The 17,184-nt window shown below is 44.1% G+C and carries 11 protein-coding genes and 1 pseudogene; 4 read left to right on the top strand and 8 right to left on the bottom strand.

Features of this window, described 5'->3' with window-relative positions:
* Positions 1-15 precede the first annotated feature (15 nt).
* The 3 genes from KHN79_RS16225 to KHN79_RS16215 all read left to right on the top strand — a co-directional run bounded on the left by KHN79_RS16225 (position 16) and on the right by KHN79_RS16215 (position 3,058).
* Positions 16-1,275 (top strand): gallate dioxygenase, encoded by a 1,260-nt coding sequence (locus tag KHN79_RS16225; RefSeq protein WP_182010646.1) that lies wholly within the window; start codon positions 16-18, stop codon positions 1,273-1,275.
* 166 nt (positions 1,276-1,441) lie between these two features.
* Complete coding sequence (locus tag KHN79_RS16220; protein WP_182010647.1) at positions 1,442-2,473, top strand: aldo/keto reductase; 1,032 nt, start codon at positions 1,442-1,444, stop codon at positions 2,471-2,473.
* 264 nt (positions 2,474-2,737) lie between these two features.
* Positions 2,738-3,058, top strand: coding sequence for a DUF1840 domain-containing protein (locus KHN79_RS16215; RefSeq protein WP_182010648.1), 321 nt, complete (start codon positions 2,738-2,740; stop codon positions 3,056-3,058).
* Positions 3,059-3,110: 52 nt separating this feature from the next.
* Here the strand turns inward: KHN79_RS16215 and KHN79_RS16210 are convergent, their stop codons facing one another.
* A complete protein-coding gene (locus KHN79_RS16210; protein WP_244812742.1) occupies positions 3,111-4,034 on the bottom strand; it encodes a LysR family transcriptional regulator in 924 nt (307 codons plus the stop codon).
* Between the two features lie 97 nt (positions 4,035-4,131).
* Between KHN79_RS16210 and KHN79_RS16205 the strand changes: the two genes are divergently transcribed.
* Entirely contained in the window at positions 4,132-5,046 is a 915-nt protein-coding gene (locus KHN79_RS16205) for an EamA family transporter (protein ID WP_182010650.1), read from the top strand.
* Between the two features lie 31 nt (positions 5,047-5,077).
* On the opposite strand, the gene KHN79_RS16200 is transcribed toward KHN79_RS16205, so the two are convergent.
* From KHN79_RS16200 to KHN79_RS16170, 7 genes and pseudogenes are all read right to left on the bottom strand, one after another.
* Entirely contained in the window at positions 5,078-8,110 is a 3,033-nt protein-coding gene (locus KHN79_RS16200; protein WP_182010651.1) for an EAL domain-containing protein, read from the bottom strand.
* Positions 8,111-8,359: 249 nt separating this feature from the next.
* Complete coding sequence (locus KHN79_RS16195; protein ID WP_182010652.1) at positions 8,360-10,093, bottom strand: methyl-accepting chemotaxis protein; 1,734 nt, start codon at positions 10,091-10,093, stop codon at positions 8,360-8,362.
* Positions 10,094-10,268: 175 nt separating this feature from the next.
* Entirely contained in the window at positions 10,269-11,531 is a 1,263-nt protein-coding gene (locus KHN79_RS16190) for a maltoporin (protein ID WP_182010653.1), read from the bottom strand.
* Between the two features lie 156 nt (positions 11,532-11,687).
* Positions 11,688-13,754, bottom strand: coding sequence for a beta-galactosidase (locus KHN79_RS16185; RefSeq protein ID WP_182010654.1), 2,067 nt, complete (start codon positions 13,752-13,754; stop codon positions 11,688-11,690).
* Positions 13,754-14,814: pseudogene (locus tag KHN79_RS16180) on the bottom strand (glycosyl hydrolase 53 family protein). Before KHN79_RS16180 ends, KHN79_RS16185 begins: the two are co-directional and overlap by 1 nt.
* Before the next feature lie 187 nt (positions 14,815-15,001).
* On the bottom strand, positions 15,002-15,844 hold the full coding sequence (locus KHN79_RS16175) for a sugar ABC transporter permease (protein ID WP_025789580.1): 843 nt from the start codon (positions 15,842-15,844) through the stop codon (positions 15,002-15,004).
* Between the two features lie 4 nt (positions 15,845-15,848).
* Positions 15,849-17,153 carry a sugar ABC transporter permease gene (locus KHN79_RS16170; protein ID WP_280519669.1) on the bottom strand — a complete coding sequence of 435 codons (1,305 nt, stop codon included), beginning with the start codon at positions 17,151-17,153 and terminating at the stop codon, positions 15,849-15,851.
* Positions 17,154-17,184 lie beyond the last annotated feature (31 nt).

The following is a 17,184-nucleotide window of genomic DNA, read 5'->3' as shown; positions in this document are numbered from 1 at the left end:
AAAGGACCCTACAACATGGCCAAATTGATCGGAGGCATTGGAGCCTCACATTCACCGACTATTGGTTACGCCAAGGATAACAATAAAGATAATGACCCAGGCTGGAAGCCAATCTTTACTGGTTTTCAAGTCGTTCAGGAATGGGTTGAAAAGCAACAAGTTGACGTGCTTTTCATGATTTTTAACGACCATATCACTTCTTTCTTCTTCGACCATTATTCACCCTTTGCACTAGGCGTAGACGACGAATATCGACCTGCTGATGAAGGTGGCGGTGCTCGTAACTACCCAGCGGTAAAAGGCCATGTAGAGTTGTCACGTCATATTGCACAATCTCTGGTTGCGGATGAGTTTGATATGTCTGTGTTTCAGAAAAAACCATTAGATCATGGCTGCTTTTCTCCCCTGTCAATGATTTCCCCACAAGCGGATGGTTGGAATGGAACAATCGTACCCCTTCAAGTAGGCGTATTACAGTTTCCGATCCCTAACGCTAAACGTTGCTACAAGTTAGGCAAGAGTCTTCGTAAAGCCATTCAAAGCTTTCCAGACCCGGACTTAAGAGTCGCTGTAGTCGCAACTGGAGGCTTGTCACACCAAGTTCATGGCGAACGCTGCGGCTTTAATAACATAGAGTGGGATCAACGTTTCTTAGAACTTTTAGAGCACGCTCCTGAAGAACTTGTTCAGATGCGCTTAGCTGAGTATGCAGAACTTGGTGGTATGGAAGGTGCTGAAGTAATAATGTGGCTAATTATGCGCGGGGCGTTGTCGGACAAAGTAAATAAGGTGCATAGTGCTTCTTATCTTCCTTCCATGACTAATATCGCTACAGTTATCTATGAAGATCTTGGTGATACTCCGACCGAAAGTGAGGTAGAACAGTATCTCAAACATGTAAATCATGAGCTTGTTGGAGTTGAGAAACTTGAAGGTACCTACCCGTTTGATCTGGAACGTGCTCATAATGCATATCGTCTTAACGACTTCTTACACCGTTTAATCGAACCTGAACATAGAGAGCGCTTCAAATCTGAACCTCAAGCTTTGTTTGAAGAGTTCTCTCTAACAGCCGAAGAACAAACCATGGTGAAAGAGCTGCAATGGATAGAAATGATCCGCTACGGAGTGAGTTTCTTCATGCTTGAAAAACTCGGAGCTGTTGCAGGTGTTCCTAACCCACATATCTACGCCTCAATGCGCGGTGAAGACATAGAAACATTCCAGAAATCCCGTAATGTTTCTATGAACTACTCTGTATCTGGCGGAAAGTAAACATTAGCTAAAAACCCAAACACAGATTAGTTTAATTGAACTGTGTGCACTATAGGCTCCGGTCAACTGGGCCAGGAGCCTACGGGCCGAGAAATTTAGAAAGAACTTACTGGTGAAACAACCGAATACAGCTCAATTTAGAACAACACAGCTACGGAATCTTACTATGCAACAACGGAAAATTGGCCAGTTTGAGTGTAATCCGGTTGGTCTGGGATGTATGAACCTCTCTCACGCGTATGGAACGCCACCAGATGAGAAACAGAGTATTCATTTACTGAATCAGGCATTAGATCTCGAATACAACCACCTTGATACCGCAACGCTTTATGGTGATGGTGCCAATGAAAAACTTGTCGCCAAAGCCGTTGGGCATAGAAGAGATGAATATGTGTTAGCCAGTAAGTGCGGCATGTTCATTAATGCGCAGGGTAAAAAAGAGATCAATGGCCGTCCCGAAGCACTGCGTAAAAATATTGAGAATAGTTTGCAGCGCCTCAATACGGACGTTATTGACCTTTATTACCTTCATCGCTGGGATAAAACCATCCCTGTGGAAGACAGTGTTGGTGAGCTAAGCAGGCTGGTCGAAGAAGGCAAAATACGCGAAATCGGTTTGTCTGAAGTATCTGCCAAGACACTGACACAAGCAGCCAAAGTTCACCCTATTGCTGCAGTACAGTCGGAGTACTCACTCTGGACACGCAACCCAGAAATCAAAGTACTTGAAGCGTGCAAAACGCTCGGCACTGCTTTTGTTGCGTTTAGTCCTCTGGGGCGCGGGATCTTGACAGGTAAGATCGATTCGCCGGCTAATTTTACGCCTAAAGATATCCGTCGTAATATGCCTCGCTTCGATAGTGAACATTTCGCACACAACCAACACCTGGTTACTAAGCTTGCGCAGTTGATTGAGCAAGAATCAGATTCAGAGCTGAGCAAGGCAAGTCTGGCTAGTATTGTTCTGCGTTGGGTTCTGGATCAGCAAGATAATATTCATGTGATTCCGGGCACGACCAGCCTTACTCACCTTGCAGAGAACATATCTGCGACTTCTGTAAATTTATCTAGTGACCTGTTAGAGCAAATGGGGCAGCTTATCAACAGCAATAGCGTATCCGGTACTCGCTATAACGAAGCTCAGCAGCTAGAAATCGACACCGAAGAGTTTAGTAACAACGCTGCATTAACTGCATAATCTTCAATGACTTTCGCAAGCCCACGCTTCATTCAATGTCACTCACTTAGGAATGCTAACTGTCATCCTGAACAGCGACGAAGGAGCGTGATTCAGGATCTTCTATCCAATCGCGTTGTTGTCAAAGCTGTTCCTATCTCTTTTCAGCGCGCTGGTATTAGATTCCTAGTCTCGCTATGGCTCGCTGGAATGACCCGGTAAAAACCTGCACCTTGAAGTCATTTAGGTATATGCTCATAGGAACTAGAAAAACCGGAGTAAATCATGCTGATTACATTTCGCAGTAAAAGCCATGCTAATATCATTATGTTCGGCGAAGTTGCCCTCAATTTGATAAAAATGATGGGACACAGTGGTACCGTTCCCGGAGCGATCATTGCTCAGGATATACCTGAAGCCCTCGACAAATTGACCGCTTCACTGAACAAAGCAGCAGAGCTGGAGAAAAACACTGCACAGGACGTCGTCGATGATGACGAGCAGTCAGAGCCTGTTGTATCCGTAGGACACAGAGCGATGCCGTTGGTTGAGATGCTTCAATCAGCCATCAAAGACCAATGCGACGTCATGTGGGACAGTCAGTAAACGGTATCACTAGCTCAAAAGCATACCCAGCAGGCACAAAAGAAACTTCTGTTTAATAAAGGTTTGTTTCACTCAGCCTGCTGTGAAGGTAATCCACCAGCACTTTTAGCTGACGAGGGATAAACCGAGATTGGGGATACTGAGCGACAATCTTTCCCTGATAACTTCCTTCAACTTCCCAGTCAGGAAGTAGCTCAACAACAGCGCCTGATTTAATCAAATCAACAATCGTAAACTCAGGAAAAATTGATATACCCATTCCTCTTAAAACAGCATCTTTACGGATCTCGGTATGATTAACCGCAAGACGACTATCAATATTCACGGAATGTACATCGCCCTTTTGATTAAACGTCCATTTCCTGTCGCTTGGGCTCTCCCCTAACCGTATACATTGATGTGCAGACAGCTCCCCCGGGTAATTCGGATAACCGAATGTTTCCAGATAATCAGAAGTGGCGCAAATACGTAATCGGTTAGTCCCTAACACCTTAGAGACTAAGCCCTCCACGGGCTTATCGGTGATATGTATGACCAAGTCTACTTCATGTCCGACAGGATCAATAAAATGGTCTTCTACAACAAAGTGAACAGAGACTTTTGGATACTCTTGCAAAAAGTCCAAAATCAAAGGTGAAAGTACCTGGTTAGCAAAAGCTCTCGGAGCTGCAATCCTGACTTCCCCGGCAACTTCGTTTTGAGATGAAAAAGCCGCGTCAGTCGCTAAGCGTGCAGATTTCAGCATGTCTACACACAAACCATGAATCTCTTCTCCCGCGATGCTCAACCTCATATTTCGGGTAGTACGCTCAAGGAGCTTTTGAGACAACGCATCTTCCAGCTTGGCGATAGAGCGACTTACAGATGAAGGGGCTACACCAAGTCTTTCTGCCGCTTTTGAAAAACTGCCCTCTTCGATAACCACAACGAAAACCGCCATCTCCGGTAGTAAAGTGATGAGCTTATTTGTGTCCACAGCGCAAAAGTCCTTTCCAAATACATACATTGTTTCGTTTAACGTACTAGTGGATATTAACTGAGTCAATTCAGGAACCATTTAATAAGGAAAAGATGTGGCGAGTGTTGCTCTCAGAAAAAGACTTTCATTGATTAAATTGCCCGAGCTGCTGCTCCTGCTGGTCGCTATCGTATGGGGAGCGAGCTATGGACTCACTAAGAGTGCGATTGCCTATACAACCGTATCGATTTTTCTCACTATCCGCTTTGGATGGACGTTTTTACTTTTACTCCCTGTGATGGTCAGAGATTTCCGTGCGAATAAAAACAGAGACTGGCCAGTAGCGCTGCCAACAGGGCTTATTCTGTCTGCTATTTTCTTTTTCGAAGTCTATGGTGTCAGTCAGACAACCGCTTCTAACGCCGCGTTCCTCATCAGCTTAAATGTGATTTTTACGCTGGTTCTGGAAACCTTGGTTGGTCGCAGAAAGCCAAACCGCGAACTCATCTGGTTGTCATTATTCAGTACTATCGGTGTGCTCCTGCTGACTTATAACCAAAACTTCAGCATTGCACTTAACGGCGGGGATATATGCATTCTGTGTGCAGCCGCTTTGCGGGCAGTCATGGTAATTACGACTAAAAAACTGACTCATGGCAAAGCGATCTCAAATACCACTTTAACTTGTATACAGTCTTTGGTTGTTGCACTTAACGCCTTCCTAATCAGCATCGTAATTTCTGAGCCTTCTCAGCTCTTGCTCCCACAATCGAAGGACTTTTGGCTCATCACGTCTTTTCTGGTGCTGTTCTGCACCCTGTTCGCTTTCTACGCCCAAAATTATGCGGTTCGTAAAATTTCTCCGACGAAAGCATCGTTACTAATGGGCAGCGAACCTCTGTTTGGCGCTATATTCTCAATACTTTGGTTGAATGAGGCATTAACCAGCGTCCAATGGTTGGGAGCAGCCATTCTTCTTATCGCAGTACTAAACGCATCTGTGAGCAAAGTCGGTGATGAAATAACCTGAGCCTCAAAGTTAAATAAGTAGAACCGAGAACTCAGCTTGGCATTTCCATACACTCATCAGAACAAGCCTCTGACTGGTAGTACTGTTCTAACCACGCTACGGGTTGAGGCTTATTGAAATAATAACCTTGCAGCAAATCGACACCGAGTTCATCCAAGCAATGAGCATGCTCGGAAGTCTCTACACCTTCTGCGACGACACGATAGCCCAAGCTTCTTATCATCTGAATCATGGTCGAGACAAAGTCCAGGCTGGATTGGTCTTTGACAATATCAGCAATAAACGATCGATCGATTTTTACTTCACTCAATGGCAGTTTTTTCAATAACGATAGAGAGGAATAACCGGTCCCAAAATCGTCCAGAGAAATAGTAATACCAGCCACTCTGAGTTTATTTAATGACTGCACACACAAATGGTAATCAGTAATCAGCGCTGTTTCAGTAATCTCCATACAAAACATAGAAAGCGGCAAACGATGGTTGAGGATCGTCTGAATAACTTCATCGGCGAAACAACGGCGTACCAACTGTTTTGCACTAATGTTTACCGAGATATGGCTCATCGAACGTAGCCAGGATGATTGCTGCACATCACGACAAACCCGGTTAAAAATATGCTCACCAAGCTGAGTGATCATCCCCGACCCTTCAGCGACTTGTATGAACTGATCAGCTGGCACATACCCCAGTTCATCAGAATGCCAGCGGGCAAGCGCTTCTACTCCAATCACCTGCTGAGTTCTGTTACAGATCAGTGGCTGGTAGAAAACTTCGATTTCTTGTTGCTCTATCGCGCGGTTTAAATGGTGTTCAAACTTCATCAAACTTTGCGTTTCGACTTCCATGGTGTTGTTATAAAGCACCACTTTGCGCCCACCATCTTGCTTCGCCTGATACATAGCAATATCAGCTTTTTTGACTAATTCTTCAGGGCTAGTGCCATCGAACGGGTAGAATGAGATACCTAAACTGCCTTGTCCTACCAACTCGATTTCGTCATGAATCATCGGCTTTTCTATCGTGCGAAGTATAATGCTGGCGATTTGGTTAGCCTGCTCTACATTACTGATATCACAAAAGAACAGAAACTCATCCCCGCCAAGGCGAGCGATGGTATGTGGTTCAGACAACACACTTTCAAGCTCTCTGGTAATGTGACACAAAAGCGCATCGCCGACATGATGCCCAAATGAATCATTGATCATTTTGAACCGGTTGAGATCCATCAACATGATCGCTCGTGGTCTGCCCGGATTGGTACGAATATGCTCAACAATGTCTTCCATGACTTTACGACGGTTAGCAACACCGGTCAGAGAGTCGAAGTAAGCCATGTGATGAATTTTAGCTGCGCTTTCTCTCTGCTCTGTCACATCCGTCATCGAGCCGATAAAGCGTACTGCTTTGCCCTTCGCATTACGTACTGCGGAGCCATTTGCCTGTACCCAAATGTAGCGATCGTCGTATCTGCGAATACGGAATTCGGTCTTGAACGGAATATCATCTATCAGGTGCGCATGGATATTATTTTCAAGCCTTTCAATATCTTCAGGATGGATAAACTGAAATAGCTGGTCACAATCAATAGATTGCTCATCGGATAAGTTTTGGCTGCCCAACATATTCACTAAGCGACTGTTCCAGCGAAGTTGATTGTTCAACAAATCCCAGTCCCAAATACCGTCATTCGAGCTGTTAGAAACCACTTTAAGTTGCTGAAGCAGTTGCTGGGAGTTCTTTTGGCGCTGATTGCTAGTGTTAAGCAAAGCATCGCGCTCGATAAATAACGACAGCATATCTAAGTAATTATTGAATACAGACTGAGTACCAATACTTTGCAGATTGCTCTGAAAGTCCACTAAAGCTACAAGTTTCCACTGACTCTTCTGCCCAGTTGTAACAGGCATTACCGTCGCGACAAAGTGATCACAGATATCAAGAGTCGGGAAGTCCCGAATGTCTCCACCAGTTCTCTCTATTACCGTTGTAGGCTGAGTCATGCCTTGCTCTACCCAGCTTTCCACATGATATCTTTCCTGGTTGCAAGTCGCGAGACAAGCCCAATCCAGGTTATTGCCATAAAGACTCTGTGCGTCAAGAATCGAATTGAAACCATTTTGAGCTTGCGAATAGAAGTTTTCGAAAATCTCTATCGGAGAACGGCCTTCAGCATCTAATAATGCGTGTCGTATAGAGTCCGGACACTCCGTTGACTCATAAGTAGGGTTGCGGTTGCCACATGATTGCCTGATAACAATTTTTTGAGGCACCTGATTTATGCGACCAGAAAACGTAGCGCCTTCTATCCGCTCCAACGCTCTCGCAAATGCTTGACGAGCTAATACTTCCAATTGTTGGTCAGCAGACGTCAATGGCGGTTGTGTTTGCTGACCAAAGAACACGTTATCTATACCAACGACGGCAACTTGCCCTGGTACCGACACCTGTAAATGCTTCAGCTGCTCTATCATACCGATCGCGTTATGATCCGTTGCACAAATCACCGCTGTGCACTGCGAATTTCTCTGAACGAGTTCTACAGCGGCTTCCCTGCCACCAGCTAAAGAGCAGTTGCTAACACAAAAGAAATCATCGGGGTTAAACGTCACACTATGTTCATTAACAGCATGCTGAAAGGCTTTGAAGCGTGAGCGCACATCATTAACGGATAAATCACCACAGAAACCTATTCTCGTATGACCCAAATCTAAGAGCCATCGATAGAGAGCTGCAACACCATCACTTTGTACACTAGTGAACTGCTCGACCTCCAGCGGAGAATAACTTGCTCCCAGAGACAATACAGGAATACCGTTACTCAGTGCTTTTTGCACCAAATGATCAGCTGCAGAGTGCAGAACTATCACCAAAGCATCCAGATGATGCAAAGCGACAGGTAAGTCGAACTCTCGCCGGTCTCCGCTGCGAATGAAAATCAAATTAACTCCATGTTCCTTAGCCATCTGGCGGAACGTGGCGTTAAGTTCTCCCATGTAAAAACCGCTCAACATCGGCATAATGACACCAATCGTCGGGCGTTTATCATAAACACGTCTATTCATCTGAGTTTTTAGGTCGAGTAAAGCTTAAAAAAGTAAAAAGTCCCGTCAATACATAGAGTAAGCGGCTAGCTCCATCTACACATTAATGGCTAAAGTTTCAAAAAAAAGACGTAATTATTAGAAATGATAATAGGAGCACATTTGGTAGGGGACAATAAATCGGTTTAACTAAAATGCAGCCATTTTATTAGCCTGATTCGCTTAAAACCGGTACGTCCCCAGATGGTTATAATGAAAATAAACCGATATTTAAACTTTGAAAATAGCTACATCTTCCGTTAAGGCCGTGGATACGCGGCTTATATCACCGTGTACACTCACGATTGCGTTAGCGCTATGAGTAATTTCATCGCTTAAAGAGTTAGATAGCTCAATCTCTGAATTCAACTTCTTCATCATCGAACACTGAATATCAGATGCTTTGGATATACTTGAGTTAATGTTATTTATTTCACCAACAGCTTTCTCAATTAATTGAATCTGGTTAATCACTTCTAGCGTACTGTTTCGGCTTAACTCGCTACTCTCCAGTACTTGAGACATTTGCCCGATGAGTTGTTCTGATGAGTTAGAAAACTGAACCAGAAACTGATCAATCTCTATGGTACTGCTTCGAGTTTTTGACGCGAGTACTCGAACTTCTTCAGCTACAACAGCAAATCCCCTACCTGACTCTCCGGCTCGTGCCGCCTCTATGGAAGCATTTAGCGCCAACAAATCCGTTTGATCGGCGATTTTCTGAATAGAACTAAGAATGCTGCTGATTCCCTGCGAGACAGTATCCATCACGCCAATTGACGAAGATATTTGCGCGGTATTCTCTCCTAAGGTGAGCACCGTGTTTTCTGCAATACCGCCTTTTTCAGCCGCTTCAGAAACCTGAAGATTGACTTGCTCGGCGAGAACCATGGCCTGATGAGTTTGTTGCTGGATATCCAGAGATGATTGGCGCATGTCATTTATAGCGTCAGACAAACTTTCATTTTGTGTATTGTAGCTGGCCACGGTAGAGATATTTCGTCCAATCTGCACATCGAGCTCTTCTCTGGCGTCATTCAACGCTTGGTTTGAGCGAGAGATGTTTTGAAATAAAGCCTGTAAATTGTCTATAAAGCTATTTACCGACTTAGAAATATCACCAATTTCATCTTGGCGACTAAGATTAATTCGTTGAGTTAAGTCCGCATCACTGCCGGCCAAACTTTCCACCAGCGTCTTTAACTTAGTTAGCGGATCTAATTGCACATTCAGAATAATCAAACTAAAAGCTAGCATGATAAAAGCACACAGTGACATGTACTTGGTAATATCTTGGTTTATGTTATCAATGATGTTTTTGATATAGCCAGTGTCGATATACGAGCGTAGATACCAGTTTGAGTCAGCGACTGTAACAACATCAGTCTGCTTTAACTCTAGATTGAGTTTGCCCGTTGAGTAAATGGAGTTGTCCTGTTGATCCAGTAGTTCAAAGTAAACACCTGGCACACTATAGCGCTGTATCAGTTCTCCAATTAAGCCCAGATCGATAGTAAAAAAGTCCACTACGCCATTTTTCTTTTTAGAGACAATCACTTTTGCCTGACCACTTTCAGAAAAAACCTGCGTAACTTTAATTCCTTCTTGGTGGTCACGAGCCAAATCTATATAGTACTGAGCCTGCTCTTTATCCAGGCTTCCTTTATCGCTCAATGCCGTCTTATTAATAAGCTTTACCACTTGTTCGTAACCAAGCTTTTGCTTCGTGTCGCGAATACCAATTACGCCAAAATCAAGGCTCTCTATCACCGATATATCGCGCTCAAGTGACTGTTTAATTTCACTGCTAATCAGACTTACGTTGCTAGCCATACGACTGTCGTAAGAGTTATTAATATAATCACCAATAACATACTTAACGCTAAAGTAAGCAGTCACGATAGTAATGATTAATGATATCCCGAACAGGGTGATAATCTTATTCTTTAACGACAGAGATTTCATGCATCAGTCCATATAAAAAGGCTCTTGAAATGGAAATAACAGACATATTTTCCGCCCCCTCCGGCTGAATATGACCCACTTCAAGAGCAAATGACAAAGGATTCCATTCCCATGTGACAGGCCAGAATGGAGTTACACTGGCCTGTCTAGAGAATCAACTCACAATTTCAGGAAATTACCACCAAGCTTCGATTTGTACACCGTAGTTGATGGTGTCATCACTCTTGTTGTTATCAAAAGAGTTGCCTTCACCATCTGTCAGGTAAGTCGCGAAGAATCGGATTTCAGGACGGGCGAAGAAAGACTCACCTGTTGAGATAGCATGTGCGATAGTGAATTTAGTACCGCTTGCCTTATCTTCTGCGCCTGAATCCCAAGTTTTTTCTTGGTTAAAGTAGCCGACTTCAAGGATTGTTTTGTTGTAAGGCGACCAGTTGTACGTTGGGCGAGCCACAAACGAGAACAACTCTTCTTTATCCAGCCAGTCACCATGGTCTTGTACGCTGCCGTAAGTTAACACGTGGTTAACCACTACATTCTCACCGAAGTTTAAATCACCGGTACTGATAAAGCGGAAACCTTTAGCATCGCTGACATCGCCACTCCAGATGTCATACCAGCCGCCACCTTGTGAGATTGCGTTCTGTGCTAGACCCTTGTCCATGTACTGAAATACGAACTTATTGTAACCCAGTGAGAAGCTCTGACTAAGTTCTGCCGTTAACATCAATCCATTGTCAAAGTTTTCTGCTGCATCTTCCTGACTATCCGTTGGATTCACCATTGCATAATCGACACCGAACTCAGTCCAAGTGCCTTCCCATGGGCTCAAACCTGCGTAACGTAAATCTAAGAAGTAAGTATTCAGATCGCCGTAACTTGTTTTAGCACCAGTGTCGTCCCACTCTGCCAACTCGTTATCAGCTCGGATTACTGCTGCCGAAATAGCGCCAGTGTTTAGCTTGATGTTTTCGATACCGACACCGTAACCAGAGACGTTCCAGTATTTAGTATCGATAATATGAATGTCATGACGTTGGTAGAAGCGTTTACCCGCCCAGACAACCGCATCAGGTGAAGCAGGAATATAACCTTTGGCTTGAACGTTCAACTGCTTGATCGCGAAATTAGCGCTGTCATCTGTGCTCTTTTCATTCTCAAGGTTACCAGCAGATGACATTTCAAACATACTTTCGAAATACATAGAGCGACCATCAGAATTAAACATCTCTTGACCAAGGCCAATTTCTGAATAAGTGTCGAATTCGTTGCCTAAGCGACCCAGAGTGGTTTTGTTAAATTCATCCCCACCTTTAGTACCACCGCCATCAGCACTAGCGCCCAGACCAGCACGCACATAACCATGAAAATCAACTGCTGAAACTTGAGTGGCGAATAAAGAACCTAAAATAGCGACTGCCAATGTTGCTTTTTTCATTTTAATTTCCTTTTGTATTACTTTTGAGTTATTGGTCGGGAAAATATTGCCTAAGTGTTTATTCAGGCAATACTTACCCGTAAGACGAATTTCGTCTCATTTTTTAAATATTGTTGTTATATTCCCGATTAATTAATTAGGCGGGATAATTGATTACTATTTGTTAGTTTTTATCACGAGAACTTGATAAGGTTTCGCGATAATATTCTCTTGAACTTGATCTCCCGATTTTTCATTTACCCAGTGACCTTGCGGGCATTTCACCTCACGTGCTTCATTCATAAAGTTCATAATGAATAAGTAACGTGACTGTTCATCTTCACGAGTTGTTACTGACACCCCGTAAGGTATATTCTCGATTGGTTTACTAATGCCATGTAAATTAACAAGAGATATGTAGAATAACTCGTTAAACTCAGTCTCCGTGCGCGCCGCTATGTAATAAGCACAGCCTTTGCCATGTTGGTTCTTCGTGATGGCAGGACAACCATCAAATAGATCCTCACGGTAATAAGCCAATGCTTCTGCTGTTTCTAAGTGAATATGCTCCATAAGGTGCTTGGCCTTAAATTCACCACTAAAACCAAAACCGGAATGCGTTTCCATTTCAAAAGTCACGCGTTCATGATCGTAGAGTGAATCAATCTCTTCTGCCCAAATGCCCAGAGTGCGGCGTAATGGGCTGCCCTCTCCACCAGGGAAACCACCCAGGAAGCAGAGATCATTCTGATCAACGATGCCACTCCAGTAGGTTGCCACCAACGTTCCGCCCTGCTCAACAAACGCTTCCAAACGCTCTGCAACGCCAGGTTTTATAAGGTACAACATAGGCGCGACAATGACTTTGTAAGGCGTAAAGTCACACAGCTGTTCTATGATGTCGCAGCTGATGCCCTGCTGCCAGAAGCCGCGATAATGATCACACACGGTTTGTTCATAGTGCATGCCTTCGTTGCGCGGGCCAGATGCATCATCCAGTGCCCAGCGGTTTTCCCAGTCAAAGATGATCGCGACTTCAGACTGCGTGCCTGTTCCAGCAACATCATCGATCTGTTTTAGGTACTCACCTACTGCAGCCACTTCTCGGCCTGTACGGGTATCTGCATGACCAACATGATCAATCACCGCGCCATGAAACTTCTCAACCGAACCGCGACTTTTACGCCACTGGAAGTACTGAACAGAATCAGAACCATGAGCCACTGCTTGAAGTGAAGAAAGCAGATGAACGCCATCTTTTTTCAGCTTAGTAATTGGCTGCCAGTTAGTCTGGCTTGGTGTGGATTCCATCAGCAAAAACGGCTGATTTTTCAGCGTACGCATCAGGTCATGGTACATACCCGTATAACAAGCGAGCGCGACTTCATCACCATCACGATGCCAAAGCGGGTAGCTGTCCCAGGAGACAAAATCAATCGACTTCGCGAGCTCCCAATAGTTGTAGTCGTAGAAGTACTCCATAAAGTTTGCTGTTGTCGGCAACTCTGGATTAATCGCTTTAAGCGGTGCAATCTCATGCTCACAGAAATTCGCAACACGGTCAGTACAGAAACGTTTCCAGTCCAGCTTAAGACCGTGAACGGAGTTTTCTCCGATCGGAGATGGCGACTCAATTTGCTCCCAACTGGTATAGGTGTGACTCCAGAAAGCGCTCCACCACAGTTTGTTCAGATTCTCCAGAGAACCGTACTTGTCTTTTAGCCAAGAGCGGAACTCATCCTGACAGTAATGACAGTGACAATCACCGCCATATTCGTTAGAGACGTGCCAGCCAATCACTGCCGGGTGCTGACTGTAACGTTCAGCCAGTTTAGCGTTCATGATCGTTACTTTTTCGCGGTAATTTGGCGAGCTGTAACAGTGGTTGTGACGCTCTCCGTGTAGTTGCTTAACACGCGCACTGTTAACCCGAAGGACATCTGGGTACTTTTCTGACAACCAGGCAGGACGCGCACCACTTGGCGTTGCCAAGAATACAGAGATGCCATTGGTTGCCAAGTTATCAAGTACGCTATCAAGCCACTCGAACTGGAACTCGCCTTCAGCAGGTTCAAGAGCAGACCAGCTGAAAATACCGACAGACATTACGTTACATTGTGTCTGCTTCATCAACTCGATGTCTTTTTCTAAAATATCCGGTCTGTCTAACCATTGCTCCGGGTTGTAATCTGCTCCGTGAAGCAGGCCTTTTTTCTTGGGTAGGATGTATTTTTTATTATTCATTATTGGCCTTTAAATACTTTCAGTGATGGTAAAGCGTTACCTTCAAAATCAAACAATGCCTGGTTGTCCCATGAGTTACCCATGTCCCATTTATCGCCACTGTATTCCATACCCGCTTCTGTGGACCAGGTTGCACCATCAATTGGTAACCAGGCAGGCTCCCAGTAGTAGATACCCAAACCTTGTTCATTAGGCAGATCATTCATCAGAGTCATGATGTCAGCCAGATATTGCGCCTGACCGTCGACTGAAACACTGTAACCTTCGATAGGACCAGCTTCTGAATAGCTGTTACCAAGTGCATCTCCGTTTTCACTAGTAAACGGGAAAGAGGTTTCCACCAGTACGATAGGCTTGTTGTAGCGGCTGATAACGTCATTCATGTTGGCTTTTACTTTATCCATCGGACCGTGCCACCATGGGTAGTAAGACATACCAATCACATCGAAATCGACACCGCGCTTAGTTATCTCGTCAAACCACCAGCGGAACAGACCGTTGTCGCCGGCTTCAGCCAGGTGCAACATGATCTGAATATCTTTATCGCTATCATTGTCGTGGACCGCTTGAATACCCGCATTTAACAGAAGAGATAAACGATCGAACTCCTTACCATCCTGACCCCAGCTTTTGCCATCAGGCCAAAGCATTCCGCCATTCAATTCATTACCAACCTGAACCATGTCCGGCACGACACCCGCAGCTTGATGCGCCTTCATAACATCTGCTGTGTAGTCATAAACTTTCTGAGTTAAGTTCTCGAACGTCAGTTCGTCCCACTCTTTTGGCTTTTGTTGCTTTTTAGGGTCAGCCCAAAAATCGCTGTAATGGATATCAAGCAGGAAAGACATGCCGCTTTCTTGTGCACGTTTACCAACTCAATTGAGCGCTCTAAGGTATTGTTACCACCGCCGAATACATCTCCAGTGGCTGACGTCGGGTCTACCCACAAACGTGCGCGAATAGAATTCACACCATTATCTTTTAATATTTTAACCAGGTCTTTTTCAGCACCATCTTCATAATATTTACCACCTAGCTTTTCTATTTCAGGTAGCATTGAAATATCCATTCCACGGATAAAGTCTGATCTTAATTGTGGAGCAGTTATAACAACATTATCCGAGCCAGTATTAATATCAGCGCTATTACTATTTGAAGAGTTTACAGATTGACAGCCAGCCAAAGCCACTGCCGCACTAATAAGTGCAACCTTAAATTTTGTGTTCATATCTTTCTCTCTATTATTAGCCTTTAGTACTACCTGCCGTTAAGCCAGATACAAAGTATTTTTGTAGTGATAAATAAAGAAGGGCTACAGGTATTGATATAAGCACAGCACCTGCTGCATATGTGGTATAACTTGCACCCATTTTCTCTACGACCAAATTATATAAACCGATAGGCAAAGTATAATTTTCAGGCGTTCTTAATATCGTTGTCGCGAGAATAAAGTCGCCTAGTGGCCCGGTGAAAGAGAATAATGCCACTACTGCAATAATTGGTTTTGAAATTGGTAATATAATTTCCAAGAAAATACGTATATTACTTGCGCCATCCATTTTTGCCGATTCATCAAGGTCTTTCGGTATCGCGTCTAAATAGCCTTTCATTAAATACGTGTTCATAGGAATCATCCCACCGACGTAAACAAGTACCAATGCTAGGTGGCTATTAATCAGTCCCAACATCTGAGCCAGTACGAAGATAGCGATCAATGCTGAAAACTGAGGGATCATCTGCAGCAGAAGGAACAGCATTAAGCCATTTTTTCTGCCCTTAAAGCGAAATCGTGAGAACGCATATGACGTACATGACACGCTAATAAGCGTGAGTACCATGGTCAGAAAGCTGATTTTCAGACTGTTCCAGAACCAGGTCAGGTAAGCCACTTTGTCGTTCGCAAACAAAGTTGCGTAGTGACTTAATGTCGGGTTATCCGGGAAAATGGACTCCCCCATGATGCTGTTGCCTGGATAAAATGACGCGCCAACTGTCCACACTAGCGGGTAGATAATGATCACTGAAACCAGCAGGATCAAGCCGTAACTCAACGTCAATCGGATGCGATTACTTCGTTTAATACTCATATTGTTATCTCGCTTCTTCTTTGAATGACTTGGTCATACGGAATTGCCACAGGGCAATACCCACCACAAAAATCGACAGTAATAAGGTAATTGCAGATGCAATACCGTATTGCGATGAAGACATCGTCAGTTTGTAAATCCATGACACCAGAATGTCGGTACCACCAGCGTTACTGCCAATGACCGCAGGGCCACCATTGTTAAAGAGATAAATAATATTGAAGTTATTGAAGTTAAACGTGTACTGAGTAATCAGAATCGGCGCGATTGAATACAGCACTAACGGTAATGTGATGGTTCTTAACTGCTGGAATTTACTCGCACCATCCATCGTCGCTGCTTCATAAAGATCATTTGGAATCGCTTGTAGAACCCCTGTCGTCATAGCGAATACAAATGGGAAACCGAGCCAGGTTTGGATCATGATTAACGCAACTTTCGTCCAGAACGGATCGGTCAACCAAGCTTTTGGTTCGATACCAAAGAAGTCGAGAATTACATTGTTAATCACACCAAAGCTGTCGTTAAACATCCCGGTAAAAATAAGGATGGTGACAAAACCCGGCACCGCCCAAGGAAGAATAAAAATAGTACGAATAAGTGGCTTAAATTTAAGGTCTTTCTGGTTAACAAGAATCGCTAACAGAACCCCTACTGTACATTGCAATGTTGATGCGACTAGCGTCCAGACGACAGTCCACTGCAATACGTCGATAAAGGTGTTACGCCACAAGTTAATTTGGAAAATATTAAAGAAATTCTTCAATCCAACCCAATCCACCAGTTTCGCCGGTGGCGAGTTATATAGGTTGTAGTTGGTAAAACCTATGGCAAAACCGAAGATAATTGGAAACACAACCACAAAGACTAAGAGGATGAACCCCGGGCTTATCATCAAATATGGAAAGCCAGCATTGATAACATTGCGGTACTGAACGCGCAGTGAGTTCAGCGGACGACCTTCATCAAGAAGTTGGCCGTTTTTATAAGCATCACTAATGCTAAGTGCGTAAACCACTAAGCCGAATACAACAACTAAAGAGGCGATAATACCTTCTGCCAACAGGAAGACCGAGTTATCTTCAGGTAGGTTTTCACCTAGTGTTACCAACCCCCACATACCGTGGGAAATAAAATCACGGGTTACTGCATAAAAGCTGGTTAGCAAAATGAAGAACATCGCGCCTTTTACAAACTGTCGGTTATAGAACTGGCCAAAACCAGGAATCAACGCGAGTAAGGAGGCAGTAAACCGGTGGGATCGATATAACCCCGAGTTATGCTCTAAATGTTCACTCATATCAGACATCACTTACAACTCCATTTCGGAAAACTTCCGG

The sequence above is a fragment of the Vibrio sp. B1FLJ16 genome (genome assembly GCF_905175385.1).
Lineage (GTDB): Bacteria > Pseudomonadota > Gammaproteobacteria > Enterobacterales > Vibrionaceae > Vibrio.
The sequence above is the reverse complement of the archived record's forward strand: the minus strand, read 5'-3'. Positions and strand labels throughout refer to the sequence as shown.

What these genes read in the sequence shown, in the direction of transcription:
- KHN79_RS16185 (WP_182010654.1), bottom strand. Translation starts at nt 13,754, where the DNA reads ATGAATAATAAAAAATACATCCTACCCAAGAAAAAAGGCCTGCTTCAC.
- KHN79_RS16220 (WP_182010647.1), top strand. Translation starts at nt 1,442, where the DNA reads ATGCAACAACGGAAAATTGGCCAGTTTGAGTGTAATCCGGTTGGTCTG.
- KHN79_RS16225 (WP_182010646.1), top strand. Translation starts at nt 16, where the DNA reads ATGGCCAAATTGATCGGAGGCATTGGAGCCTCACATTCACCGACTATT.
- KHN79_RS16195 (WP_182010652.1), bottom strand. Translation starts at nt 10,093, where the DNA reads ATGAAATCTCTGTCGTTAAAGAATAAGATTATCACCCTGTTCGGGATA.
- KHN79_RS16175 (WP_025789580.1), bottom strand. Translation starts at nt 15,844, where the DNA reads ATGAGTATTAAACGAAGTAATCGCATCCGATTGACGTTGAGTTACGGC.
- KHN79_RS16215 (WP_182010648.1), top strand. Translation starts at nt 2,738, where the DNA reads ATGCTGATTACATTTCGCAGTAAAAGCCATGCTAATATCATTATGTTC.
- KHN79_RS16200 (WP_182010651.1), bottom strand. Translation starts at nt 8,110, where the DNA reads ATGAATAGACGTGTTTATGATAAACGCCCGACGATTGGTGTCATTATG.
- KHN79_RS16190 (WP_182010653.1), bottom strand. Translation starts at nt 11,531, where the DNA reads ATGAAAAAAGCAACATTGGCAGTCGCTATTTTAGGTTCTTTATTCGCC.
- KHN79_RS16170 (WP_280519669.1), bottom strand. Translation starts at nt 17,153, where the DNA reads ATGTCTGATATGAGTGAACATTTAGAGCATAACTCGGGGTTATATCGA.